Consider the following 23,831-nt stretch of genomic DNA (forward strand, 5'->3'; position numbering starts at 1 on the left):
TGGTCCGCTGCGGTGAACGCGACGTCAAGATCGCGCACCGCGACAGGCAAAAGGGAGGATGGCGTGTATCTCGGCGTAGACATCGGCACGTCCGGTGTGAAAGCGGTGCTCGTGAGCGAGGACGGCGCGATTGTCGCGACGGCGGCGCGCGAGCTCGTGCTGTCGCATCCCGCGCCGCTGTGGTCCGAGCAGGACCCGGACGCCTGGGTCGATGCGGCAATCGGCGCGGTCGACGATCTCGCCGCCCGCCATCCGCGCGAGGTTGCGCGGGTAGCCGGCATCGGGCTGTCCGGCCAGATGCACGGCGCGACGCTACTTGGCGAGGACGGCCGGCCGCTGCGTTCCGCCATTCTCTGGAACGACGGCCGCTCGCAGGCCGAATGCGTCGCGCTGGAGCGGCGCTGTCCGTCGTTGCACGCGATCGCCGGCAATCTCGCCATGCCCGGCTTCACCGCGCCGAAGCTGCTCTGGGTCGCGCGGCATGAGCCGAAAATCTTTGACCGCGTGGCAAAGGTGCTGCTGCCCAAGGCCTATGTCCGCTATCGCCTCACCGGCGAAATGGTCGAAGACATGTCGGACGCGGCCGGCACGCTGTGGCTCGACGTCGGTCTGCGCCGCTGGTCGGCCCTGTTGCTGCATGCCACCGGGCTCGATCTGCATCATATGCCGCGCCTCGTCGAGGGCAGCGAAGTGAGCGCGGTGCTCGCGCCGGAATGGGCGCGGCGCTGGGGCATGACCGGAAATGTCGTGGTTGCCGGCGGCGCCGGCGACAATGCGGCGAGCGCAATCGGGCTTGGCGCGATCGCGCCGGGCAATGCCTTCCTGTCGCTGGGCACATCGGGCGTGATCTTCCGCGTGACCGACCGGTTCGCGCCGGCGCCTGCTTCGGCCGTGCATGCCTTCTGCCACGCGCTGGCGGGCCTCTGGCACCAGATGGGGGTGATGCTGTCGGCAGCGGCCTCGCTCGCCTGGCTGTCAGGCGTGATGGAGACGCCGGCCGCAGCGCTCTTGGCGCCGCTCGGCGAGCGTGTCGACGCACCGAGCCCCGTCTCCTTCCTGCCGTACCTGGATGGCGAGCGAACGCCGCACAACGATGCCGCCGCCAGCGGCGCCTTTGTAGGCTTGCGCGGCGCGACCGGGCGGGCGCAGATCGTGCAGGCCGTGCTCGAAGGCGTCGCCTTTGCCGCGCGCGACAATCTGGCGGCGCTGAGCTCAGCGAGCGGGCCGCTTGCCGAGCTCGATCTCGTCGGCGGCGGCTCGCGCTCGCCGCTGTGGGCACAGATCTGCGCCGACGTGCTCGGCATTCCCGTTCATCGAATCGAGGAAGGCGAAGTGGGCGCCGCGCTCGGCGCTGCGCGGCTCGGCCGCATCGCCGCGACCGGCGAAGACCCCGCGGAGGTCTGCAAACCCCCGCGGCGGCTCGCCAGCTTCACACCCCGCCCGTCCGTCACGGCGGCCTATGACGAGGCCTATCTGCGGTGGCGCGCGCTTTATCCCGCATTGAAGGAGTCATCTTAAGTGAACGCGTCAGCCAAATTCTTCGAGGCCAGCACGCCTGTCGCCTTTGCCGGCAAAGATGCGGAAAGCACGCCCGCCTTCCGCTGGTACGACAAGGACCGCCTCGTGCATGGCCGCCGGCTGGAGGACCACTTGCGCTTTGCGGTCTGCTATTGGCATTCGTTCTGCTGGCCGGGCGGTGATCCCTTCGGCGGTGAGACCTTCCTGCGGCCCTGGCACCACGGCAATGATGCGATGGTGCTGGCGCGGGCCAAGGCCGATGTTGCCTTCGAGCTGTTTCGCCTGCTCGACGTGCCGTTCTTCACCTTCCACGACGTCGATGCGGCGCCGGAAGGTGCTTCGCTTAGCGAATCCGTCGCCAATCTCAACGCGATCGCCGATCTGTTCGAAGCGAAGATGGCGTCCGCGAAGGTCCGCCTGCTCTGGGGCACCGCCAATCTGTTCACGCATCGTCGCTACATGGCGGGCGCCGCGACCAATCCGGACCCCGAGATCTTCACCTATGCCGCCGGCCAGGTTCGCGCCGCGCTGGAGGTGACGCACCGGCTCGGCGGCCAGAACTACGTGCTGTGGGGCGGGCGCGAGGGCTACGAGACGCTGCTCAACACCGATCTCAAGCGCGAGCTCGACCAGCTCGGCCGCTTCGTCTCGCTGGTCGTCGAGCACAAGCACAGGATAGGTTTCAAGGGTCCGATCCTGATCGAGCCGAAGCCGAAGGAGCCGACCAAGCATCAATACGACTTCGACGTCGCCACCTGCTACGGCTTTCTCGAACGCTACGATCTCCGGAAGGACGTCAAGCTCAACATCGAGCAGAACCACGCCATCCTCGCCGGCCACTCGTTCCATCACGAGGTCGCGCTCGCCGAGGCGCTCGGCGTGTTCGGCTCGCTCGACATCAACCGCGGCGACGATCTGCTCGGCTGGGACACCGACCAGTTCGCGATGAACGTGCCGGAGCTCGCCTTGGTGTTCCACGAGATCCTGAACCGCGGCGGCTTCACCACGGGCGGGCTCAATTTCGATGCCAAGATCAGGCGTCAGTCGATCGATCCTGACGATCTGATCCATGCCCATGTCGGCTCGATGGATGCCTGCGCGCGGGCGTTCCTCGCCGCCGCCGACATGCTCGATGCCGGCGCGCTCACCACGCCGCTTGCGAAGCGTTACGAAGGATGGGCCGGACCCGAGGGCCGGGCCATTCTCGGCGGCCAGCGTTCGCTGGCCGATCTCGCCGACCGTGCGCTCGGCCCCGGCTTCGACCCGCAGCCGCGCTCGGGCCGGCAGGAATATCTGGAATCCCTGGTCAACCGCTACGTCTGAGGAAGTCCGCTGATGGCAAATGCTGACGCGACCCCGGTCCTGGAACTGACCGGCATCGGTAAGGAGTTCGGCGCGATCCGCGCGCTGCATGACGTCGACATGCAGGTCTATCCGGGCGAGGTGGTCGGCCTGATGGGCGACAACGGCGCCGGCAAGTCGACGCTGGTCAAGATCATCGCTGGCAATTTCCGCCCCAGCCATGGCGAGATCCGCTTTGCCGGCAGCACGGTCCACTTCAACCGGCCGGTCGATGCCCGCGCCGTCGGCATCGAGGTCGTCTACCAGGACCTTGCGCTATCAGACAATCTGACCGCGGCCGCCAACGTCTTCCTCGGCCGCGAGCTGAAGCGCAAATTCGGACCCATTGCCTTGCTCGACCACAAGGCGATGGCGGCGCGCGCGCTGGAGCTGTTCGGCGAGTTGCGCTCGGAGACGCGCCCCGATGATCTCGTCAAGCAGATGTCCGGAGGCCAGCGCCAGGCGGTCGCGATCGCGCGGACGCGGCTCTCCAATGCACGGCTGGTGATGATGGACGAGCCGACCGCCGCGATCTCGGTGCGTCAGGTCGAGCAGGTGCTCGGCCTGATCCACCGGCTGAAGGAGCAGGGTGTCGCCGTGATGCTGATCTCGCACCGCATGCCCGACGTGTTCGCGGTGTGTGACCGCGTGGTCGTCATGCGCCGCGGCGAGAAGCGCGCCGACAAGCCGATCCACGAGACCTCCCCTGAGGAGGTCACCGCTCTCATCACCGGCGCGAAGGAGGCGGCGTGATGGCCATGCCCATGGAATCTCCGATCAGCTTCACCAATATCGGCCGGATCAGATGGTGGCAGCGCGGCATCTTCGCCTCCCAGACCGGCTATGTCCTGCTCGCGCTGGCGGTGCTGCTGGTGATCATGAACTTCGCCAGCCCGTATTTCTTCACCGAGGGCAACATGCAGAACGTGGCGAAGAATTTCTCTTTCATCGCCATTGCGACGCTGGGCGTCACCTTCGTGATCATCACCGGCGGCATCGACCTCTCGGTCGGTTCCATGATGTGCTTCTCCGCCATGATCACCTCGATGGTGATGACCGAGCTGTCGGCGCCTGGATCGCCGGCGGGCTCGCTGTTCGTGCACATGGCGGCCGACGGCAAGACTGTGCTCGCCAACGTGCCGGGGCTGATCCTGCTGGTCTCGATCCTCGCCGGCCTCGGCGTCGCGCTGGTCGCCGGCCTCGTCAACGGCTTCTGCATCGCCGTGCTTGGCCTGTCGCCCTTTGTCACCACGCTCGGCATGCTCTCGATCGTGCGCGGGCTCGGCTATGTCGTCTCCAACGGCCGCGGCAGCTTTCCGGGCGGACCGGACGCCGATTATTTCTACGCAGCTACCTCCGGTGACGTGCTCGGCGTGCCCGTGCCTTTCATCTATCTCGTGATCCTCGCGCTGGCGATGGCCGTGGTGCTGCACCACACCTCATTCGGCCGCCACGTCTTCGCGCTCGGCGGCAACGAGAAGGCGGCCGAGCTCACCGGCATTCCGGTGGTGCGGGTGAAGATCGAGGTCTACGTGATCTGCGCGCTCGCGACGGGGCTCCAGGGCATCATCATTTCCGGCTGGCTCGGATCGGCGCCCGCCAACATGGCGACATCCTACGAGCTCAACGTGATCGCGGCGGCCGTCATCGGTGGGGCCAACCTCGCCGGCGGCATCGGCGGTCCGTTGGGGGCCATCGTCGGCTGCGTGCTGCTCGAGGTGATCCGCAACGGCCTCGTGCTGGCCCAGGTCAGCTCCTACTGGCAGCAGACGCTGGTGGGCGTGATCATCATCCTGGCCGTGCTGGTCGATCGCGTGCGCTCGCGGATGATCTGAGGTGACGTCGTTTTCGGGAAGGCAACGAAAATGTCGCCTGTCCGCTTCCCGGACGAATCTCAAGAGGACAGGCGCAAGAGAGGGTGGAGGAGACAATGAGGAAACTTCTTCTTGCCGGCATCGCTGTTGCAATGATGGCAACGCCGGCGTTCGCTGCGAACTACCGCTTTGTCATCGTGCCGAAGGCGATGAACAATCCGTTCTTCGACTTCGCGCGCGACGGCTGCCTGAAGCGCGCCAAGGAGCTCGGCAATATCGAGTGCATCTACAAGGGTCCGGTCGAGCATGAGCCGGCGACGCAGGCCCAGATCATCCAGGACTTCGTCACGCAGAAGGTCGACGGTCTCGCCATCTCGGTCGCCGACGTCGCCGCCATGACCAAGTCGATCGAGGCGGCAACCGCCGCCGGCATTCCCGTCATCACCTTCGATGCCGATGCACCGGGCTCCAAGCGCATCGCCTATATCGGCACCAACAACAAGGAGTTCGGCTTGGCCCTCGGCAAGCAATTGCTGAAGATGCGTCCCGACGGCGGCAAATACGCGATGGTCTCGGGCGGTCCCGGCGCCAAGAACCTCGCCGAGCGCGTCGACGGCGTCCGCGAGGCGCTGAAGGGCTCGAAATGGACCGAAGTCGCGGGCTCGCCGACCTTCAGCAACGACGATCCCGCGCTGGCGGTGCAGCAGATGACGGATATGCGCACCGCAACGCCGGACCTCGCCGCCATCGTTCCCATCGGCGGCTGGCCGATGTTCGCGCCCGAAGGCTTCAAGGCGTTCGCCTCCAGGAACAAGAAGGACATCGATTCAGGCAAGTTCACGCTGGTGGTTGCCGATACGCTCAAGATGCAGCTCGAGCTGCTGCGCGACGGCTATGCCAATGCGCTGGTCGGCCAGCGCCCGTTCGAGATGGGCGAGAAGGCGATGGACACGCTGCTCGCCATCAAGAAGGGCGAGAAGGTGCCGGAGATCGTCTACACCGGCCTCGATCTCGTGACCAAGGACAACGTTGCGCAGATGTTGAAGTAGGAGCGCGCCGCCAGCCCCGCGCTCCTGCCTGCCTCCCCCGCTTGCGGTTTTCGCGAGCGGGGGAGATGATTTGGACCGTTGGAAGAAGAATCTTGGAAGGCAATGGGAATGAAACGGTCGCGCCTCGGCTCTCTCGACGTCACCTCAATCGGCCTCGGTTCCGCTCCGCTCGGCGGATTGTTCACTCCCGTCAGCGATGCCGATGCACAAGCAACGATTGAACGTGCCTGGTCCCTCGGCGTGCGCTTCTTCGATACCGCGCCGCTTTACGGCTTTGGTTTGGCCGAGCGGCGGCTGGGCGCGTTCCTGCGGCAGCAGCCGCGCGAATCCTATGCGATCTCGACCAAGGTCGGCCGTCTCTTGCGCGCGCCCGAGGGCGCTGCCGCCGAGGACGAGCACTACAAGGGCACGCCGCGCGAGCGGCCGGTGTTCGATTTCAGCCATGGCGGCGTGATGCGCTCGGTGGAGGAAAGCCTCGCCAGGCTCGGGCTCGACCGCGTCGACGTCCTGCTCGTGCATGATCCCGACGATCATTATGACGATGCCGTCGCGGGCGCCTTCCGCGCGCTGCAGCGCCTGCGCGAGGACGGCACGGTCAAGGCGATCGGCGCCGGAATGAACCAGTCGGAGATGCCTCTCCGCTTTGCCGACGCCGTGCCGGTCGACTGCTTCCTGCTCGCCGGCCGGTACACGCTGCTCGATCAGGGCGCGCTGGATGCGTTGTTTCCGGCCTGCCAGGCCAGGAACATCGGCATCCTGCTCGGCGGCATCTACAACAGCGGCATCCTGGCCAATCCGCACACGAGCGCGAAGTTCAATTATCAGGACGCCGATTCGGCGCTCGTCGCGCGCGCGCTCGAACTCGACGCGCTCTGCCGCAAGCATGGCACGGAGCTGAAGGCTGCAGCGCTTCAGTTCTGCATGGCCCATCCGGCCGTGACGGTCGCCGTGTTGGGCGCGCGCAATGCCGCGGAAGTCGCCGACAACATCGCGCTGTCGGAGGCGGTGGTGCCGCAGGCCTTCTGGCACGAGCTGCGCGCACGAAATCTCGTCGATGCGCGCGCGCCGCTGCCGGGCGGAGCGTGAGCCATGATCATCGACGGCCACCAGCATTTCTGGGATCCGGCGCGCGCGACTATCCCTGGATGGAGGCGGATGAGCTCACGCCGATCCGCCGTGCCTTCGGTCCTGGCGATCTCGCACCATTGCTGAAAGCAAACGGCATCGACGCCAGCATCATGGTGCAATGCCGCTCCGCGCTGGAGGAGACCGAGGAATTCTTGCGCATCGCGGATGCGACGCCCTCTGTCGTCGGTGTCGTCGGCTGGGCTGATCTGACGGACGGGGCGCTTGACGAAACGCTTCATCGCCTTCGAGCCTCCCCCGGTGGCGACAAGCTGGTCGGCATCCGCCACCAGGTGCACGACGAGGCCGATCCGGATTGGCTGCTCCGCGAGGACGTCCAGCGCGGTCTCACGGCGGTGTTCGCCCGCGATCTCGCCTACGATCTCCTCGTCCGCACCCGCGAGCTGCCCTCGGCCATCGCAACCGCGCAGGCCTTCCCGCAAGCACGCTTCGTGCTCGATCACGCCGCCAAGCCGCCGATCGCCGATGGCGGAAGCGACGAATGGGCCGATCGCATCAAAGCCCTCGCCGCCTGCGGCAATGTCTGGTGCAAGATTTCAGGCCTGGCGACTGAAGCGGTCTGGAGCGATTGGGATGCGGAGCGTCTGTTTCCGTTCGTTCAGCATGCCGCGACATGCTTTGGCGAGGATCGCCTGATCTTCGGCTCGGACTGGCCGGTGTGTCTGCTTGCGGGCAGCTACGGCGAGATCAAGTGCGCGCTGGAAGCGTGCTTGATGAAGCTCGGTCCGCAGTTGAGGGAGAAGGCGTTTGGTGTGAATGCGCGGACGGCGTATCGGTTGGCGCAAGCATGATGTAATGGGTGCAAAGATCGCAGCTTAGCAACGGTGTCGTCCCGGCCTAGTGCGCAATTGCGCACTAGGCCGGGACGACCACCGATTTTGCGGTGTGCCCGCCTCACGCCCCCGCGGGCACCTGGTCCAGGAATCCCGTCACGCTCCTGATCCGGCCGTCCTTCAGCACGGCGAAATCCGTGCCCTTGATCGGGCTGTCGACGCCGTCGGGACCAAGTCCCCAGGAAAAACGTAAGTGGAAGCACACATGATCGCCGTAGCCGTTGGGCTCGCCGATCAGCTTGAATCTGAAATCGGGAAAGCGCTGCTGCACGCCTGCGATCAGGGCGTCGATGCCGTCCTGGCCGTCGCCCTTCATCAGGGGATCGACATAGTTCGCATCCGCCGTCCAGTTCTCGCTGAGCAGCTCGCGGCGGCGGCCGGCGGCGCGTTCGTTCCAGAGCTCGATGTAGCGGCGGGCGATGGTGATGGGGTCGGTCATGGTGCTCTCCTTCGATGGCGCCGTGTTGTCCGGCTGACCTGACTATCGAAGGAATGCGCGCGCCGATCGATTACCTGGGAGGTCATCGGCGCACGCATAATCTCATGCGAGCGTCACTTCGCCGCGGTCACCATGATCTCGACGGTATATTGCGGCGCCGCCAGCTTGGCTTCGACGGTAGCGCGGGCCGGCGTATTGCCGGGCGAGACCCAGGCGTCCCACACCGCGTTCATCTCACCGAACGTCTTCATGTCGGTGATGTAGATCGTAGCCGAGAGCAGCTTCGATTTGTCGGTGCCGGCCTTGGCGAGGTGACCGTCGATGGTCGCCAAGATGTCCTGGGTCTGTTTCGTCACGCTTTCGCCGGCGGCCTTGTTCGCGACGACGCCGGCGAGATAGACGGTGTTGCCGTGCACGACGACCTGGCTCATGCGCGGGCCGGTTTCAAAACGCTGAATGCTCATTTGGGGTCTCCTGGTGGAAGGGCGGCCCTGTCTAGCCCAGCGATCCGCGCTCTGCCACCCCAGGCACGCATGCGTTGCCTGGCACGCATGCGTTGCCCAGCAATGCATGCGTCGTTCACGGAAACTGACTGAAGAAAGCCCAGATCGTCTCGGCGCCGTCGATGTCGCCGTTTTGCGATCCGAGCAGGCTCCTCGCGACTTTCGGGAAACGCGCGTCCGGTGCAAATCCGGGCATGCGGTGGCCGCCATGGTTGATGCGATAGAGCACGACGTCGTGCCCGGTCGGACAGCGCGAGCTGATCCGTGTCACGGTGGACTGGTCTGCGGGCGCCCTGTCGGGCATCTCGGTCACCCCGGCGTCATCGGTCTCGCAGCCGTTGAGCTTGCGCCAGAACGCCAGCGTCTCGTCGGTCGACCAGAACCCGTCTGCGGCATAATAGCTCGATCCGCGCCCACCCTCATAGGGCACCAGCGGATCGGCGGTGCCGTTCATGAGCAGCATCGGCAACGGTCGCGACGGATGGCAGGTGACGGCGGCCTCATCGGTGAGGTTCATGATCACGCTCGCACCCGCCGCGAACAGATCGGCGCGGGCGCAAACCAGCGTCATCGCCATGGCGCCGCCGTTGGAGATGCCGCTCACGTAGATGCGCTTCGCATCGGCCGTGCCGTCGGCCACCAGCTTCTCGACCAGGTTTGTGATGAACGCGACGTCATCGGTGCCCTCGGGTGGGCCGCGGAGCGCGGGTCCCGCCTTGGTCCTCGCATCGGCCCAGGCGTGGTTGAGTCCGTCCGGAAAGACGACCGCCAGCCCCTCGCGCTTGGCAAGCTGCGGCCACGCCGTGCGCGCGACCATGTCGGCACCGCGCTGGGTCTTACCATGCAGCACGATGACGAGCGGTGCCGGCTTTTTCGCCGGCAGCTGCGCGGTGTAGGAGCGCTTCACGCCGTTGACGTCGACAGTGTCGGCCGATGCAGGAGAGAAGCAGCAGATCATCGCCAGCCAGAACGGGGCAACGTGCAGGGCGGCTCGTATCATCCAGGCCATGATCAGTACCATCGATGGCGTTTAGTCGCTTCGACGCACGTAACCAAGTTCAAGATCTCGGCGCGACCTTCGACCGCATGTATATATACCGCTGGATTGCACAAATATCTTGCAGCAATCGCGAATTGAGCTGCGTCAACGAGCGGAAGTGAGATAGACTGCAATTAATAGATGAGATTTAATTTTCACGACAGGAGGCTGAATTGCGCCACCTGGAAAACTACCTCGACCCTTCAGAGATACTTCGTCTTTTTGAAGAAAAATTTGGGACTGGCGTCTGGCGCTGCGATGCTGAAGGCCGGATGCAGTGGTCGCGTGGCTTCTACGGCCTGCTGGGCCTCGATCCCGATGCCGTCGCGCCCAGCTATGCGGAAATCGAGAGACGAATTCATCCGGAGGATCGCCGTCCGCAGCGCGATCCACGCGAATTGGCCTTCGACTGGTCTTTGCTCGACGGCGAGTTTCGCATCATCCGGCCGAATCGTGCACTGCGCTGGATCCGTATCCAGTCCGAGACTTTTTTGAACTCCGCCGCGCGCCGGAATGCGTGGTCGGCGTCGCCATCGACATCACCGAACAACGCAGATCGCTGCAGCCTCTCAAGACAGATGCGGGTCGTTACGCGGCGATGATGCAGGTCGCGGGCGGATTGCTGTGGGTCGGCAGTCAGGACGGCCGGATTACTGCGCTCTTGAATGCGGAGAACAAGCCGGACGCGCACCGGTTCTTCGGCAAAGGCTGGCTCGATCTGCTTCCCGAAGAGGAGCGCGAAACGGCGTTGCGGATCTGGGCGGCCGCCGTCGAAACGGGACAGCCCTATGATGTCGAGCATCAGCTGCGCCAGTCCGATGGCTCCTACCGCTGGTACCATTGCAGGGCTGTGCCGATCCCGGACGCGGATGGCGGTATTCGGGAATGGTTGGGAATCTCCACGGACGTGAACCAGCAGCGACCCTCGATCCAACAGGCCGCGCCGTCGAGATTGACGGGGACGCAATTGCGCGCGGCCCGCGGCATGCTGAACTGGTCGGTGAAACAGCTCGCCGCGCGAACCGGGATTTCTGCTGCCGTGATTCGCCGGCTTGAGGAGCAGAACGGTCTCTTGCGACTGCCCGACGAGACATTGACGATTCTTTGCGACGCGCTCTCGTCTGCGGGCATCGAGCTCATCTTCGGAGCCGGAAAACCTGGCGTGAGACCAAGATGATCGTCAAAGCAGCCAATCGCGGCAGCCATCGTTCTTTGCGCAGATCGAGTGAGATCGGGTCCGCTTCGCACCAGTTTTGATGTTGGCGCAGCGCTCTGTCGGTTGAGAGGCAACAAAATCGGCAAGGCCTCGCACTTTAATTCCGGCTGCAGAAGTCGCGCGCAATTTTTGCGCGTTGAGAGACCTCGCGAACAAATTTTTCTTAATGCCGCGATAAGCAATTTTTGGTCACCTTACCCGTACACGTCCAAGTCAGAGTCGGTAGGACGTGAAACTGACGGTAGTAGCGGGGTAACGGGGCGCTGCATCATCGTCCGGATTGTTCTAGCGGCACGCGCTTCGACCGATCCGGGATCATTGCCAGCGGGCGCACCAATGCTGTCGCGATCGGAATGGTGGGGTATCGCCCGATCTGGTCATGTCAAACGATCGTTTCGGTCTGCGGCATCGTCCACGCGGGAATTTTCATGCGACGTCTTAGGCCATAGCTGCGGAGTATTTGCCAATGTCTTCTTATTTCAAATTTCGTATCGGTGGCCGGTTGATCGCAGGATTTGCTGCAGTCTGCGCCATCATCGCGCTTTCCGTCGGCTACACTATGTTCGAGGTCGGGCGCATTTCAACGACGGTCAATCGCATGACGAACCTGCGCACGCCGGTCGCGCTGGCGAGCACCGAGCTGATCGGCAATCTCTATTCCACGCTCGCGAGCCTGCGCGGCTATTTGCTGAGCGGGAATCCGCAAGGCAAGCTCGATCGCATGTCGATGTGGAAGGAGATGGATAGGACAGTAGCTGCGTTCGACGAGCAGGCGGCGCAGTTCACCAATCCCGAGAACAGGCAAAAGTGGGAGCAAGCCAAGCTGCTGCTCGCCGAGTTTCGCGCGGCGCAGGACAAGGCCGAAGCGATTGCTTTCACCCCTGACGCCTATCCCGCGACCAAGCTCATGGTCAGCGAGGCCGGCCCGCGCGCAGACGTGATTTTCTCCGAGATCACGAAGATGATCGATCAGGAGGAGGCACAGGAAGCCACGTCGGAGCGGAAGAAATTGCTCAAGGCGATGGCGGATACGCGGGGCAATTTTGCCGCTGCCACGGCCCAGCTCCGGATGTACCTGCTCTCGGGCGAAAAGACCGACAAGGAAAAATTCGTGAGGCCGTGGGAGGCGTTTGAGAGAGGCTATGCCGGAGTCAATGCGCGAAAGGACCTGCTCACCGTCTCGCAACAGGCGTCCTTCGATAAGATCGCAAAGGCGAAAAGCGAGTTCGCGCCCCTCTATGAAAGGATCTTCGCGCTTCGCGAATCCCGGGACTGGAACGCGCCGGTTTACCTGCTGGTGACCGAAGCCGCGCCGCGCGCCGCAAGGATTCTCGACCTGCTGGACGGGCCCAAGGGCGTCGACGGCACCCGCTCGGGAGGCATCAAGTCCAATCAGAAGCGGATGCTCGTCGAGGAGACGCGGGGCGTGCAGGAGAGCATCTCGCTGCTGAAGCTGGTGCTGTGGACCCTGTTGGCCGCAGGCGTCGGCCTCGGCGGGATAATCGCATTGTTCACGTCCCGCTCGATCGCCGCCCCGATCCGGGGGATGACCCTTGCCATGGGCAAGCTCGCCGGCGGCGACACCTCCACGAACGTTCCCTGCGTGGGTCGCACCGACGAGGTCGGCGAGATGGCCAATGCCGTCCAGGTGTTCAAAGACAACATGATCGAGGCCGATCGACTGCGCGCCGAGCAGGCACAAATGGAGGCTCGCGCGGCCGCTCAACGCAAGGCCGACATGCACAGGCTCGCGGGTCAGTTCGAGGACGCGGTCGGCGACATCGTGAAGACGCTGTCGTCCTCATCGACCGAGCTCGAAGCGGCGGCCCGGACCCTGAGCAAGACCGCGGAGAACACCCAGGAGCTCTCGAGCGTTGTCTCTGCCGCCTCCGAGGAAGCGTCGACCAATGTTCAGTCGGTTGCCTCCGCCACCGAAGAGATGAGTTCATCGGTGACCGAAATCAGCCGCCAGGTGCAGGACGCCGCCAGAATTGCCGGCGCGGCGGTGGAGCAGGCGCAGAGGACCAATGATCGGGTCAACAAGCTGTCGCAGGCGGCCACCCGCATCGGCGACGTCGTCGAACTCATCAACACGATCGCGGGGCAGACCAATCTGCTCGCTCTGAACGCCACGATCGAAGCGGCGCGAGCCGGCGAAGCCGGGCGCGGCTTTGCCGTGGTTGCGTCCGAGGTCAAGGCGCTGGCCGAGCAGACAGCGAAGGCGACCGGAGAGATCGGTCATCAGATTGCCGACATTCAAGCTGCCACCCAGGAGTCGGTGGTCGCGATCAAGGAGATCAGCGGAACAATCGGCAGGATCTCGGAGATTTCTTCGGCGATTGCATCGGCAGTCGAAGAGCAGGGAGCGGCGACGCAGGAGATTGCCCGCAACATCCAGCAGGCGGCGCAAGGCACCGATCAGGTCGCAGCCAACATCAGCGATGTGAAGCACGGGGCAGCGGAGACTGGTTCGGCTTCAACCCAGGTGCTTGCTTCGGCGCAAATGCTGTCGAAGGACAGCGCCCGATTGCACTCCGAGGTCGAGCAGTTCCTGACCACGGTCCGCGCGGCCTGACACGAAGAGACGAGTATCCTGCCAGTACCGCATGAGGGAACGCGATGGCCGATCGAATCACGCAAGAAGCGCTGGCGGGCGCGCTCGATAACGTCATCGCGTTGCCGCTCGGCCAAATCAGCCTGGTCGCCAGCACCAGGAGAGACTGCAAGTCGCTGCGGCAAGGCATCGTGACGATGCAGCAATGTCTCAGGGCACTCGGCGACCTTGTCCGAAATCTCGATGACAGACCGGAGGAGGCCGAGCGACTTCGAGCCCACATGGCCGAGCTGAACGAGCTGTTGTCTCTGCGGCTCGATCAGCTCTCGCTGACCGAACGCCTGTTGCAGGAGATGCTTCGCCGCGGCTGAGGCAGGTGCGCTGCCGCGCACCCGCCAGCCTCGTCGGTCACCCCACCGCCTTCGCCGCGGAGCGGCCGGCATTGCGTCCCGAGAACAGGCAGCCGCCGAGGAAAGTACCCTCCAGCGAGCGGTAGCCGTGCACGCCGCCGCCGCCGAAGCCGGCGGCTTCGCCGACCGCATAGAGGCCGGGGATGACGCTGCCCTCTTCCCCGAACACGCGCGACTCGAGATCGGTCTCGAATCCGCCCAGCGTCTTGCGGGTGAGGATGTTGAGCTTCACCGCGATCAGCGGCCCATGTGCGGGATCCAGGATTCTGTGCGGGGAGGCGGTGCGGATCAGCTTGTCGCCGATATAGCGGCGCGCATTGTGGATGTTCATCACCTGCGCGTCCTTGACGTAGGGGTTGGCGATCTCGCGGTCGCGCGCTTCGATCTGCATCTTGATGTGCTCGAACCTGAGGAGATCGCTGCCGGCGAGCTCGTTCATGGCTGCAACGAGCTCATCGAGCTTGTCGCGCACGATGAAGTCGACACCGTGGCTTTTGAACGCCTCCACCGGCGCCGGCGCGCCCTTGTTGGTGGCGCGGCGCAAGGTCATGCGCCAGCTCTTGCCGGTGAGGTCGGGGTTCTGCTCCGAGCCCGACAGCGCAAACTCCTTCTTGATGATGCTCTGCGTCAGGATGAACCAGGAATAATCATATCCCGTCGACATGATGTATTTGAGCTGGCCGAGCGTGTCGGAGCCGGGAAAGAGCGGCGCCGGCAGCCGCGTGCCCGTGGCGTCGAACCACATCGAGGACGGGCCGGGCAGGATGCGGATGCCGTGGCGCGGCCAGATGGGATTCCAGTTCTGGATGCCCTCGACGTAATGCCACATGCGGTCGCGATTGATCAGCCGCGCGCCAGCCTTTTCCGTGATGCCGATCATGCGGCCGTCGACATGCTCGGGCACGCCCGAGATCATGAATTTCGGCGGCTCGCCGAGCCGCTTCGGCCAGTTCTGCCGCACCAGCTCATGATTGCCGCCGATGCCGCCGGAGGCGACGATCACGGCTTGCGCCTTCAACGCAAACTCGCCGACGACGTTGCGTGACGAGCTCTTGCCCCGCTCGATAGTGTCGGGGGCGAGAACGGCGCCGCTGACGCCATCCACGGTGCCGTTGGTGATGGAGAGCGCATCGACGCGATGGCGGAACCTGAAGGTCAGCCGGCCGCTTCGGGCGGCTTCGCGCGCGCGGCGCGCGAATGGCTCGACGATGCCGGGACCGGTGCCCCAGGTGACATGGAAGCGCGGCACCGAATTACCGTGGCCCATCGCGTCATAGCCGCCGCGCTCGGCCCAGCCCACCACGGGAAAGATGCGATGGCCCATGGCGCGCAGCCAGTCGCGCTTCTCGCCGGCCGCGAACGCCACATAGGCCTCGGCCCATTGCCGTGGCCAGAAATCCTCGTCGCGGTCGAAGCCGGCGGTGCCGATCCAGTCCTGGAGCGCGAGCTCGTAGGAGTCCTTGATGCCGAGCCGGCGCTGCTCCGGCGAATTGACCAGGAACAATCCGCCGAACGACCAGAACGCCTGGCCGCCGAGCGATTGCTCGCCCTCCTGGTCGACCACGATCACGCGCTTGCCCGCGTCGGCGATCTCGGCTGCGGCCACGAGGCCCGATAGTCCCGCGCCGACGACGATGACGTCAGTTTCTTCCGCCATGTATCTCCCCCTCCACGGGTTCCCCCCGGTAGTTACCCGGATTGAAGCCAGCGGTTGCAACTGAGATCAAGGGTGCGGCCCGTAAGACAACATTAACTTGTTCCACTTCGGGATAGAGACCAGCCGAGTGCAGCGCGGACGCAACACTGTATTTGAATTTGTTTTGACAGAGCCGGCGCGCCTAGACAAAACCGCAGAGTCGACAGACGCTAGCTGTGCATCACCACCTGACACGCAGATTCGAATACGACTGGGGCGGGGGACAATGAAGTTTCTGACGGGGTTGCTTGCGGTGATTTTGCTGATCGCCGGCATGGGGGCTTCTCACGCAGTGGTTCGTATCGCGGATGACCGCGGCGGCAGGATCGGAACCTACGTCGACAAGTACCAGGACCTGCGTCAGTCAGGCGAAACCGTCATTATCGACGGCCTCTGCGCCTCCGCGTGCACCATCGTCCTCGGCGCCATCCCACGCGACCGCATCTGCGTGACCTCGCATGCAACGCTCGGTTTCCACGCCGCCTGGGATTTCGGCAGCAACGGCCGCGCCATCACCAATCCCGAAGCGACCCAGATGCTCTATGCGATGTATCCCTCACAGGTGAGGCGCTGGATCGGCCAGCGGGGCGGACTTACCCCACGCATGCTCTTCCTGAGGGGCAAGCAGCTCGAGGCCATGTACAAGCCCTGCTACCTGGACGCGCAAGCCTCGACCAACAGGCCGTCGCGCCGATCTCTCCCACAAGCGGAGCAGCTCGAATCCGCTCGGGGCCAACTGCTTCACTGATCTTCGCAGCATGATGGGATCCTTGGGCCGACGCGGGCGTCTTGTCCGCGGGCGGCCCAAAGCCTATCTGAAAGCCTGGGAACCGGGGCCTTCGCCCCGATCATTGCTATGGCTCAACCACTGCATCCGGCTCATCCTGTATCGGACAATTCGCCCACTGCCGGCCGGATGCCGTCCGTGCTGCTGTGGGCGGGCGCAGGTCTCGGCGCGCTCGTCGTGGTCGGCGCCCTCGCGCTCTGGTTCCATTACGGCACCCAGGTGTTCTTCGAAATGATCAGGACCGGCTTCGCCGCCTGCTTCTGATCCCGATAGGAAGTGTTCCGACAATGAGCCCCATCGCCCGTCCGCTGGTGATCGCAACCGCCTTCGCCGCAAGCCTCATTGTCGGGCTGCTGATCATGTTTTGGGCCATGGGCGGGGTGAGCAAGGTGGCGCAACCGGCCGCGATCGGCGGCCCGTTCCAGCTCACCGACCAGAACGGCAGGGCCGTCACCGACAAGACCCTGAAGGGCAAGCCGACCCTGATCTTCTTCGGCTACACCCATTGCCCCGACGTCTGCCCGACCTCACTGTTCGAGATCTCGGAAGTGCTGCGTGCGATGGGCAAGGAGGCCGACAAGGTCAATGCCATCTTCATCTCGGTCGACCCCGAGCGCGACACGCCGGCGGCGATGAAGGACTATCTGACGAGCTTCGATCCGCATCTTGAGGGCCTCTCCGGCGATCCCGCCGAGGTCGCCAAGGTGATCACGTCCTACCGTGTCTACGCCAAGAAGGTCCCGACCAAGGACGGCGACTACACCATGGACCACACCGCGCTGGTCTATCTGATGGACCGCGACGGCCGCTTCGTCTCGCCGTTCAATTTGAAGCGGACGCCGGAAGAAGCGGCGACCGAGTTGAAGCGGTATCTCTGAGAAGAGCTCGGTCGCTCCTCAGCCGTCATTGCCGGGCTTGACCCGGCCATCCACGCCTTAAGATGCGGGACAAAGAACGTGGATGCCCGGGACAAGCCCGGGCATGACGACCGCTTGACCACATTCCGGCTCGCGTTCCGGGCCGAATGGTCTATAAGGCCTTCCGATCTCAACGCAATTCGTTCATTTCCGGCCGATGGCTCCATCGCAACAGGCGAAATCGTCGAAATCTGCCCGTGGCTTGCTGATGGGGCTGGCCGTCGGTGCTTGCCTGCTCGCAGGGACAGGCGCCACGAACGCCCAGACACCAGCCAAGCGGCCGCCTACGGCGCCCCAGGCCACGCCGCAAACCGCGCCTCAGGCCGCCCCACAGGCCGTGCCGGGCTTCTGGGACCCACGGCGCCGGCCGGAGCGGCCGGACCTGTCGCGCCTGACCGTGATCCGTTTCCTGACCGAGACCGACTATCCGCCGTTCAACTTCACCGGCGCCGACGGCAATCCCGCCGGCTTCAACGTCGACCTCGCCCGGGCGCTGTGCGACGAGATCAAGGTCACCTGCACGGTGCAGATGCGCCGCTTCGAGACCCTGGTCGACGCGCTCACCTCGAACCGGGGCGATGCCATCATCGCCTCGATGGCGGTGAGCCCGCAGCTTCGCGCCCGCGTCGACTTCACCGATCCCTATTACCGGGTGCCGGCGCGTTTCGCCTCGCGCAAGGACGCGGTGATGCCGGAGATTCGGCCCGAATATCTCGAAGGCAAGAAGGTCGGCGTCATCGCCGGCTCCGCGCACGAGGCGTATCTCAAGGCGATGTTCACCGACGCCGAGCTGCATGCCTATCCCAATGACGATGCGCTCCGCAGCGCTTTACGCAAGGGCGAGGTCGATTTCATCTTCGGCGACGCCATCTCGCTCGCGTTCTGGATCAACGGCACCGATTCCGGCGATTGCTGCGGCTTCTCCGGCGGCCCCTTCGTCGAGAGCCGCTTTTTCGGCGAGGGCATTGGCATCGCCGTGCGCAAGGGCAACGACGTGCTGCGCCAGGCCCTGAACTGGGCCTTGTTCCGCGTCTGGGAAAAAGGCCGCTACACCGATCTGTGGCTGCGGTATTTTTCGGTGAGCCCGTTTTAAGCCGGTCGCTGCGCCCTCCGCCGTCATTGCGAGGAGCTCGCGACAAAATTGCGTAGCAATTTTGCGCTGATGCGACGAAGCAATCCAGACTGTTTCCGCAGTGACAGTCTGGATTGCTTCGCTTCGCTCGCAATGACGGTGCAAGAGGCAATACCGCCCACAAAATTGCATTCTGCCCGGAAATCGCTATTTTCCGCGGCCCGGAGGCCCCTGATGTCCGTTATCGACCTTGCTGCGAACCCGAGCGACCTGCGTGCGCTCGCCGAACAATCCAACGCCTGGCCGTTCGAGCAGGCGAAGGCCATTGTCGCGCGGCTGAAGAAAAGCCCGAAGGACGAGGTGCTGTTCGAGACCGGCTACGGTCCCTCCGGCCTGCCGCATATCGGCACGTTCGGCGAGGTCGCGCGCACCTCAATGGTGCGGCATGCCTTCCGCGTGCTGACCGAGGACAAGATCAAGACGCGCCTGCTCGCCTTCTCCGACGACATGGACGGGTTTCGGAAGGTGCCCGACAACGTCCCCAACAAGGACATGCTGGCCGCGCATCTCGGCAAGCCGCTGACGCGGGTGCCGGATCCGTTCTCCAACGAACACCCGTCGTTCGGGCACCACAACAATGCGCGGCTTCGCGCCTTCCTCGATCATTTCGGATTCGACTACGAGTTCGCCAGCTCGACGGATTACTACACATCGGGCCGCTTCGATGCGACGCTGCTCAAGATGCTGGCCGCCTACGACAAGATCATGGCCATCATCCTGCCGACGCTTGGCCCCGATCGCCGCGCCACTTATTCGCCGTTCCTGCCGATCAGCAAGACGACGGGTGTCGTGCTGCAAGTGCCGATGATCCGCCGCGACGTCGCAGCCGGCACGGTGACCTATGTCGACCCTGATACCAACCAGGAAGTCGAGACGTCCGTGACCGGCGGCAACGTCAAATGCCAATGGAAGGCGGATTGGGCGATGCGCTGGGTCGCGCTTGGCGTCGACTACGAGATGGCCGGCAAGGACCTCATCGACTCCGTGAAGCTGTCCGGCGCGATCGCGCGGGCGCTTGGCGCCACGCCGCCCGAAGGCTTCAACTATGAGCTCTTCCTCGACGAGAGGGGCCAGAAGATCTCGAAGTCCAAGGGCAACGGCCTCACGATCGACGAATGGCTGCGCTACGCCTCGCCGGAATCGCTGTCGCTGTTCATGTATCGCGAGCCGAAGGCGGCCAAGCGGCTGTATTTCGACGTCATCCCGCGCAATGTCGACGATTACCAGCAATTCATCGACGGCTTTGCCAAGCAGGACGGCAAGCAGCAGCTCGGCAATCCGGTCTGGCACATCCACAACGGCAAGCCGCCGAAGGGCGATATGCCCGTCACCTTCCAGCTCCTGCTCACGCTGGTGTCGTCGTCGAACGCGGAGAATGCCGAGACGCTGTGGGGTTTTATTGGCCGCTACCGCCCCGGCGTGAGCCCGCAGACGCATCCGAAGCTGGATGCCATGGTCGGCTATGCCATCAACTATTACCGCGACTTCGTCGCGCCCACGAAGCAGTTCCGCGTGCCCACGGACACAGAGCGCGCCGCGCTACAGGACCTGCGCGATGCGCTGTCGCAACTGCCGCAGGACGCATCGGCCGAGGACATCCAGAACGTCGTCTACGAGGTCGGCCGCCGCGAGCCGTTCCTCGACCAGGTCAAGAAGGGCAAGGACGGGCGCCCCGGCGTCACGCTCGACTGGTTCAACATGCTCTACCAGGTGCTGCTCGGCCAGGAGAAAGGCCCGCGCTTCGGCTCCTTCGTCGCGGTGTACGGCATCCAGAACGCGGTCAACATGATCGACGGCGCACTGGCGCGGAGCGCGTGAGAAACCTGTAGCCCGGATGGCGCGCAGCGAAATCCGGGATCTTCACGAGCGGCGCCAACGGTCCCGGATTGCGCTTCGCTCCATCCGGGTTACAAGTCTTCATTGCAGGCACAACTCTCTCCCACCGACGTCCCGGCGAAGGCCGGGACCCATAACCACAGGGAGAGGTGAGGCGAAGATTCGTAGTCGTGCCTCCGTCGGTACAACGACTCCGGCGTTCGGATAGATCACGCAGTATGGGTCCCGGCCTTCGCCGGGACGACGGCGGTTGAGTGACGCCTGCCTAGATCGAGCGCAGCACGTAACGCCGGTTGTCCTTCTGCACCGGGCGCGCGTTCATCGGATAGAGCTTTGCGAACGCGGCGACATCAGTTGCCGACACCTGGATCGGGTCGGTCAGCAGCAGCCATTCGACCACCTCCGAGCAGGGCGGCGTCGTCAGCGAGCCGGGATAGCGGAAATAGCTGAGCCGCTGCGGCAGCATGGCGTGAGGATCGATGGTCGCGTCGGCTTTCACCGCAGGACCTTCGGCGGCCGGCATGGTCTTGACGATCTTGCCGAAGGCTGCGTTCGGCCTGCCTTCGGCCATCAGCACGCCGACCACGGCGAGTCCGCCGGCATCGTTGCGATGGACGAAATGCGCCTCCATCGAAAAATTCTTGCCGCCGATCATGTGCTCGCTCGGCCGGTGGAAGTGCACCTGAAGCAGCTTGTACTTGACGTTGCCGAGCATGAGCGTGCTGCCCTCGGCGAAGTTGAGCTGGATCGTGTGCCCGTTGTTGACGATGGTGTCGGCGCTCTTGCCCCAGTTCAGCTTCAGAACGGGCAATTGCGACTTGATCGCGCCCTCGATGTCGATCGGCGATTGCTGCAGGCCGACCGCGCAGGCCTTGTTGGCCGCGTCGAGATCACCCCATTTGGCCGGACCGCCGGCGCCCTCATAGCTCCAATGCACGCCTTCGGCGGCGAAGGCCGGCTTGCAGAGCGGACAGAGCGCAAGACCCGCCAGGGCCTTCAATGCGTGACGGCGATTCATCGTATCCCCCCGAGATGAATGTGATCGGCAATCGGTGCGCAACCTATGCGAGGGGGCCGGTGAGTCGCAAGGTCGCCCGCGGCGAATCGCGGCGCGGGAGATGTCATCGCGTGGCCACCGCCGGGCGGGACGCAATCACTGGCTCGCCCAGACGATCCGCGCGATCCAGGCGACGTCGCTCATCGCGATCGTCCGCTCCGCCCGTGACACATCGAGCGGCTGCAAGTCCAGCGCCTTCGCCGTGCGGCGCTTCAGCGTCGCGACCGTCACCTCGCCTGCTTTGGTCTTCACCACCATGCGATCGCCTTTGCGGATCGGCGTGCCCGGCGAGACCAGGATGATATCGCCGTTGCGATAGGCAGGCTGGAGCGCATCGCCGGAAATCTCCAGCGCAAAGGCGTGGCCGTCCTCGGCGGTGGGAAGCGCGATTTCGGTCCAGCCCTTGCCCGTTGGAAAGCCGGATTCGTCGAAAGCGCCGCTGGCACCGGCGAGTGCGAAGCTGAGCAGCGGCACCGAGCGACCGTCGTCGGCGTCCTCGTCGATCAGCCTCGCAAAGCTGTCGATCGAGGAGCCGGCCGCCGCCAGCGCCTTCGCGATCGATTCGGTCGAGGGCCAGCGCTCGCGGCCGTCGGAGGTGACGCGCTTGGACTTGTTGAAGGTGGTGGGATCGAGCCCGGCGCGTTTGGCAAGGCCGGACGGCGACAGCCCGGCGCGCGCGGCCAGCCGATCCAGCGCGACCCAGATCTGGTCGTGAGTTAGCATCCTCTGCGCTTTGGCCTGTTTGACCATGGAAGGTCCAGCCCGTCGCAACTCAGGAAAACTATCCTCAAATCAACCGGTTTTCCGCTTTCCGTGCAAGAGGCGGCGGGGGAAAGCGTTTTCAAGCGAAGTGGGTACCGGTTCGCGTCAAGAAAACGCGTCAAAGCAGGAATCCAGAGCCTCGTTCCGATTTCATCGGAACGGAAAAGGCTCTAGGTCTTGAGTTCGGCAGGGGCCGCCTCTACGGTCGCGCCCGGGTTTTAAGGACCCGCGAGAGACGAAAAAACCCAAAAGACTCAAAGAGCAGTGGTCAAGATCTACAAAATCTGTCCAGCCTCGGCCTGGCGCGAGGCGGAACGGCAGGGTGTCTACCGCGGCAGCGCGGACGATGCGCGCGACGGTTTCATCCATTTCTCGACCGCGGCCCAGGTTCCCGAGACCTTGCGCAAGCACTATGCCGGGCAGCGCGCGCTGTTCCTGGTCGAGGTCGACGGCGATGCGCTCGGCAGCGAATTGCGCTGGGAGCGCTCGCGCAATGACGAGCTGTTTCCGCATCTCTATAGCGAGCTCGATCTCGGCGCGGTGATCGCGGTGATGAACCTCAACATCCGCTCCGACGGTAGCCACGATGTTCCGGAGCTGCTGCCGTGATCCGCGCTTTCGACGCCTTTTCGCTGCCGGTGCTGCGCTGGCTCGATCCGGAAGACGCGCATCGCCTCGCGATCCAGGGCCTGCGCTTTTTGCCGCCGGTCAAGCCGCGCGCTGACGATCCCAAGCTCGCGGTGCGCGCCTTCGGGCTGAACTTCCCCAATCCGATCGGCATGGCCGCGGGCTTCGACAAGAGCGCCGAGGTGCCGGATGCGCTGCTGCGGCTCGGCTTCGGCTTCGTCGAGATCGGCTCGGTGACGCCGAAACCCCAGGCCGGCAATCCGCGGCCGCGGCTGTTCCGTCTGGAGCGCGACGAGGCCGTCATCAACCGCATGGGCTTCAACAATGACGGCGCGGACCTCGTCCTGCGCCGGTTAGCTGCGCGCGCGCAGCACGGCGGCATCGTCGGCGTCAATGTCGGCGCCAACAAGGATTCACCCGATCGCGTCGGCGACTACGTCAAGCTGATCGAGACCTTTGCGCCGGTCGCGAGCTATTTCACCATCAACGTCTCCTCGCCGAACACGCCGGGCCTGCGCAATTTGCAGGAAGGCGCATTGCTCGACGATCTCCTCGCCAGGGTGATCGACGCGCGCGAGCGGGTGCGGCAGAAGGCCGGCGACACGCCGGTGCTGCTCAAGATCGCGCCTGACCTCAGCCTCGCCCAGCTCGACGACGTCGTGCAGGTCGCGCGCTCGCGCCGGGTCGACGGCATGATCGTGTCCAACACGACCATCGCGCGGCCGAGCACGCTGCGCGAGGAAATGCGCGCCAGGGAGCAGGGCGGTCTGTCCGGACGGCCGCTATTCCGCCTGTCGACGCGCATGGTCGCGGAGACCTATGTGCGCGTCGAGGGCGCATTCCCGCTGATCGGCGTCGGCGGGGTCGATTCGGGCGGGGCTGCGTTGACCAAGATCCGCGCCGGTGCCAGCCTGATCCAGCTCTATTCGTCGCTGGTCTACAAGGGTCTCGGTCTCGTCGACGAGATCAAGCGCGACCTGACGTCGACGCTGCTCCGCACGGGGCGGGATTCGCTCTCCGAGATCGTCGGCGCGGATGCCGCGACGCTCACGGCGGAAGACTGGCCGGGGATGTAAGGCGGTCCCGTGCCCCGGTTCTGCGCAGCATCACTGCGTGCTGCAGCGAGTCCGGGACATGAACATCTCGCGTTCCCCC

General features: G+C 64.6%; 23 protein-coding genes and 1 pseudogene. 18 read left to right on the forward strand and 6 right to left on the reverse strand.

The features are described 5' to 3' along the window. Positions 1–63: 63 nt before the first annotated feature. The 7 genes and pseudogenes from xylB to CWO91_RS06405 all read left to right on the forward strand — a co-directional run bounded on the left by xylB (position 64) and on the right by CWO91_RS06405 (position 7,659). Positions 64–1,518, forward strand: a complete 1,455-nt coding sequence (gene xylB / locus CWO91_RS06375) for a xylulokinase (protein ID WP_130212698.1) — start codon at positions 64–66, stop codon at positions 1,516–1,518. Next, positions 1,519–2,841, forward strand: a complete 1,323-nt coding sequence (gene xylA / locus CWO91_RS06380) for a xylose isomerase (protein ID WP_130212699.1) — start codon at positions 1,519–1,521, stop codon at positions 2,839–2,841. A gap of 12 nt (positions 2,842–2,853) precedes the next feature. Next, positions 2,854–3,612 carry an ATP-binding cassette domain-containing protein gene (locus CWO91_RS06385; protein WP_130212700.1) on the forward strand — a complete coding sequence of 253 codons (759 nt, stop codon included), beginning with the start codon at positions 2,854–2,856 and terminating at the stop codon, positions 3,610–3,612. Further along, the gene (locus CWO91_RS06390; RefSeq protein ID WP_165405262.1) at positions 3,612–4,694 is read left to right on the forward strand and encodes an ABC transporter permease; all 1,083 of its coding nucleotides are present in this window, start codon (positions 3,612–3,614) and stop codon (positions 4,692–4,694) included. Before CWO91_RS06385 ends, CWO91_RS06390 begins: the two co-directional genes overlap by 1 nt. Before the next feature lie 95 nt (positions 4,695–4,789). Continuing rightward, positions 4,790–5,722, forward strand: coding sequence for a sugar-binding protein (locus CWO91_RS06395; protein WP_165405263.1), 933 nt, complete (start codon positions 4,790–4,792; stop codon positions 5,720–5,722). A gap of 108 nt (positions 5,723–5,830) precedes the next feature. Further along, entirely contained in the window at positions 5,831–6,808 is a 978-nt protein-coding gene (locus tag CWO91_RS06400; RefSeq protein WP_130212703.1) for an aldo/keto reductase, read from the forward strand. 3 nt (positions 6,809–6,811) lie between these two features. Continuing rightward, positions 6,812–7,659, forward strand: a pseudogene (locus CWO91_RS06405) (amidohydrolase family protein). 103 nt (positions 7,660–7,762) lie between these two features. Here CWO91_RS06405 and CWO91_RS06410 read toward each other — a convergent pair. The 3 genes from CWO91_RS06410 to CWO91_RS06420 form a co-directional block, all read right to left on the reverse strand. Then, positions 7,763–8,140: a nuclear transport factor 2 family protein gene (locus CWO91_RS06410; RefSeq protein ID WP_130212704.1), complete on the reverse strand. Its 378-nt coding sequence runs from the start codon at positions 8,138–8,140 to the stop codon at positions 7,763–7,765. A gap of 113 nt (positions 8,141–8,253) precedes the next feature. After that, a complete protein-coding gene (locus CWO91_RS06415) occupies positions 8,254–8,604 on the reverse strand; it encodes a RidA family protein (RefSeq protein WP_027575148.1) in 351 nt (116 codons plus the stop codon). Between the two features lie 115 nt (positions 8,605–8,719). Then, positions 8,720–9,643: a PHB depolymerase family esterase gene (locus CWO91_RS06420; protein WP_165405267.1), complete on the reverse strand. Its 924-nt coding sequence runs from the start codon at positions 9,641–9,643 to the stop codon at positions 8,720–8,722. A 212-nt stretch (positions 9,644–9,855) separates the two neighbouring features. On the opposite strand from CWO91_RS06420, the gene CWO91_RS44085 reads away from it, so the two are divergent. The 4 genes from CWO91_RS44085 to CWO91_RS06435 all read left to right on the forward strand — a co-directional run bounded on the left by CWO91_RS44085 (position 9,856) and on the right by CWO91_RS06435 (position 13,823). Then, entirely contained in the window at positions 9,856–10,284 is a 429-nt protein-coding gene (locus tag CWO91_RS44085; protein WP_245471140.1) for a PAS domain-containing protein, read from the forward strand. Next, positions 10,200–10,859, forward strand: a complete 660-nt coding sequence (locus tag CWO91_RS06425; protein WP_245471141.1) for a PAS domain-containing protein — start codon at positions 10,200–10,202, stop codon at positions 10,857–10,859. The genes CWO91_RS44085 and CWO91_RS06425 overlap by 85 nt, the downstream gene beginning before the upstream one ends. 505 nt (positions 10,860–11,364) lie before the next feature. Beyond that, positions 11,365–13,473: a methyl-accepting chemotaxis protein gene (locus CWO91_RS06430; RefSeq protein ID WP_130212705.1), complete on the forward strand. Its 2,109-nt coding sequence runs from the start codon at positions 11,365–11,367 to the stop codon at positions 13,471–13,473. A gap of 44 nt (positions 13,474–13,517) precedes the next feature. Then, on the forward strand, positions 13,518–13,823 hold the full coding sequence (locus CWO91_RS06435) for a hypothetical protein (protein ID WP_130212706.1): 306 nt from the start codon (positions 13,518–13,520) through the stop codon (positions 13,821–13,823). A 37-nt stretch (positions 13,824–13,860) separates the two neighbouring features. Here CWO91_RS06435 and CWO91_RS06440 read toward each other — a convergent pair whose 3' ends face one another. Further along, positions 13,861–15,519 carry an FAD-binding dehydrogenase gene (locus tag CWO91_RS06440; protein WP_130212707.1) on the reverse strand — a complete coding sequence of 553 codons (1,659 nt, stop codon included), beginning with the start codon at positions 15,517–15,519 and terminating at the stop codon, positions 13,861–13,863. 265 nt (positions 15,520–15,784) lie between these two features. Between CWO91_RS06440 and CWO91_RS06445 the strand changes: the two genes are divergently transcribed. The 5 genes from CWO91_RS06445 (at position 15,785) to CWO91_RS06465 (ending at position 20,212) form a co-directional block, all read left to right on the forward strand. Next, a complete protein-coding gene (locus CWO91_RS06445) occupies positions 15,785–16,306 on the forward strand; it encodes a hypothetical protein (RefSeq protein WP_165405264.1) in 522 nt (173 codons plus the stop codon). Positions 16,307–16,414: 108 nt separating this feature from the next. Beyond that, positions 16,415–16,609, forward strand: coding sequence for a hypothetical protein (locus CWO91_RS06450; RefSeq protein ID WP_130212708.1), 195 nt, complete (start codon positions 16,415–16,417; stop codon positions 16,607–16,609). Between the two features lie 23 nt (positions 16,610–16,632). Continuing rightward, positions 16,633–17,223: an SCO family protein gene (locus CWO91_RS06455; protein WP_130212709.1), complete on the forward strand. Its 591-nt coding sequence runs from the start codon at positions 16,633–16,635 to the stop codon at positions 17,221–17,223. A gap of 196 nt (positions 17,224–17,419) precedes the next feature. Next, positions 17,420–18,355: a transporter substrate-binding domain-containing protein gene (locus CWO91_RS06460; RefSeq protein WP_130212710.1), complete on the forward strand. Its 936-nt coding sequence runs from the start codon at positions 17,420–17,422 to the stop codon at positions 18,353–18,355. A 213-nt stretch (positions 18,356–18,568) separates the two neighbouring features. Beyond that, on the forward strand, positions 18,569–20,212 hold the full coding sequence (locus tag CWO91_RS06465; protein WP_130212711.1) for a lysine--tRNA ligase: 1,644 nt from the start codon (positions 18,569–18,571) through the stop codon (positions 20,210–20,212). A gap of 283 nt (positions 20,213–20,495) precedes the next feature. Here CWO91_RS06465 and CWO91_RS06470 read toward each other — a convergent pair whose 3' ends face one another. Next, positions 20,496–21,248 carry a carbonic anhydrase gene (locus tag CWO91_RS06470; protein WP_130212712.1) on the reverse strand — a complete coding sequence of 251 codons (753 nt, stop codon included), beginning with the start codon at positions 21,246–21,248 and terminating at the stop codon, positions 20,496–20,498. Between the two features lie 135 nt (positions 21,249–21,383). Next, positions 21,384–22,037, reverse strand: a complete 654-nt coding sequence (locus tag CWO91_RS06475; protein ID WP_130212713.1) for a S24 family peptidase — start codon at positions 22,035–22,037, stop codon at positions 21,384–21,386. A gap of 276 nt (positions 22,038–22,313) precedes the next feature. Between CWO91_RS06475 and CWO91_RS06485 the strand changes: the two genes are divergently transcribed. Together CWO91_RS06485 and CWO91_RS06490 are read left to right on the forward strand one after the other, a co-directional pair. Continuing rightward, a complete protein-coding gene (locus CWO91_RS06485; RefSeq protein WP_130212715.1) occupies positions 22,314–22,658 on the forward strand; it encodes a DUF952 domain-containing protein in 345 nt (114 codons plus the stop codon). Further along, positions 22,655–23,752: a quinone-dependent dihydroorotate dehydrogenase gene (locus CWO91_RS06490; protein ID WP_130212716.1), complete on the forward strand. Its 1,098-nt coding sequence runs from the start codon at positions 22,655–22,657 to the stop codon at positions 23,750–23,752. The genes CWO91_RS06485 and CWO91_RS06490 overlap by 4 nt, the downstream gene beginning before the upstream one ends. Positions 23,753–23,831 lie beyond the last annotated feature (79 nt).

It is taken from the genome of Bradyrhizobium genosp. SA-3 (assembly GCF_004212635.1).
Lineage (GTDB): Bacteria > Pseudomonadota > Alphaproteobacteria > Rhizobiales > Xanthobacteraceae > Bradyrhizobium.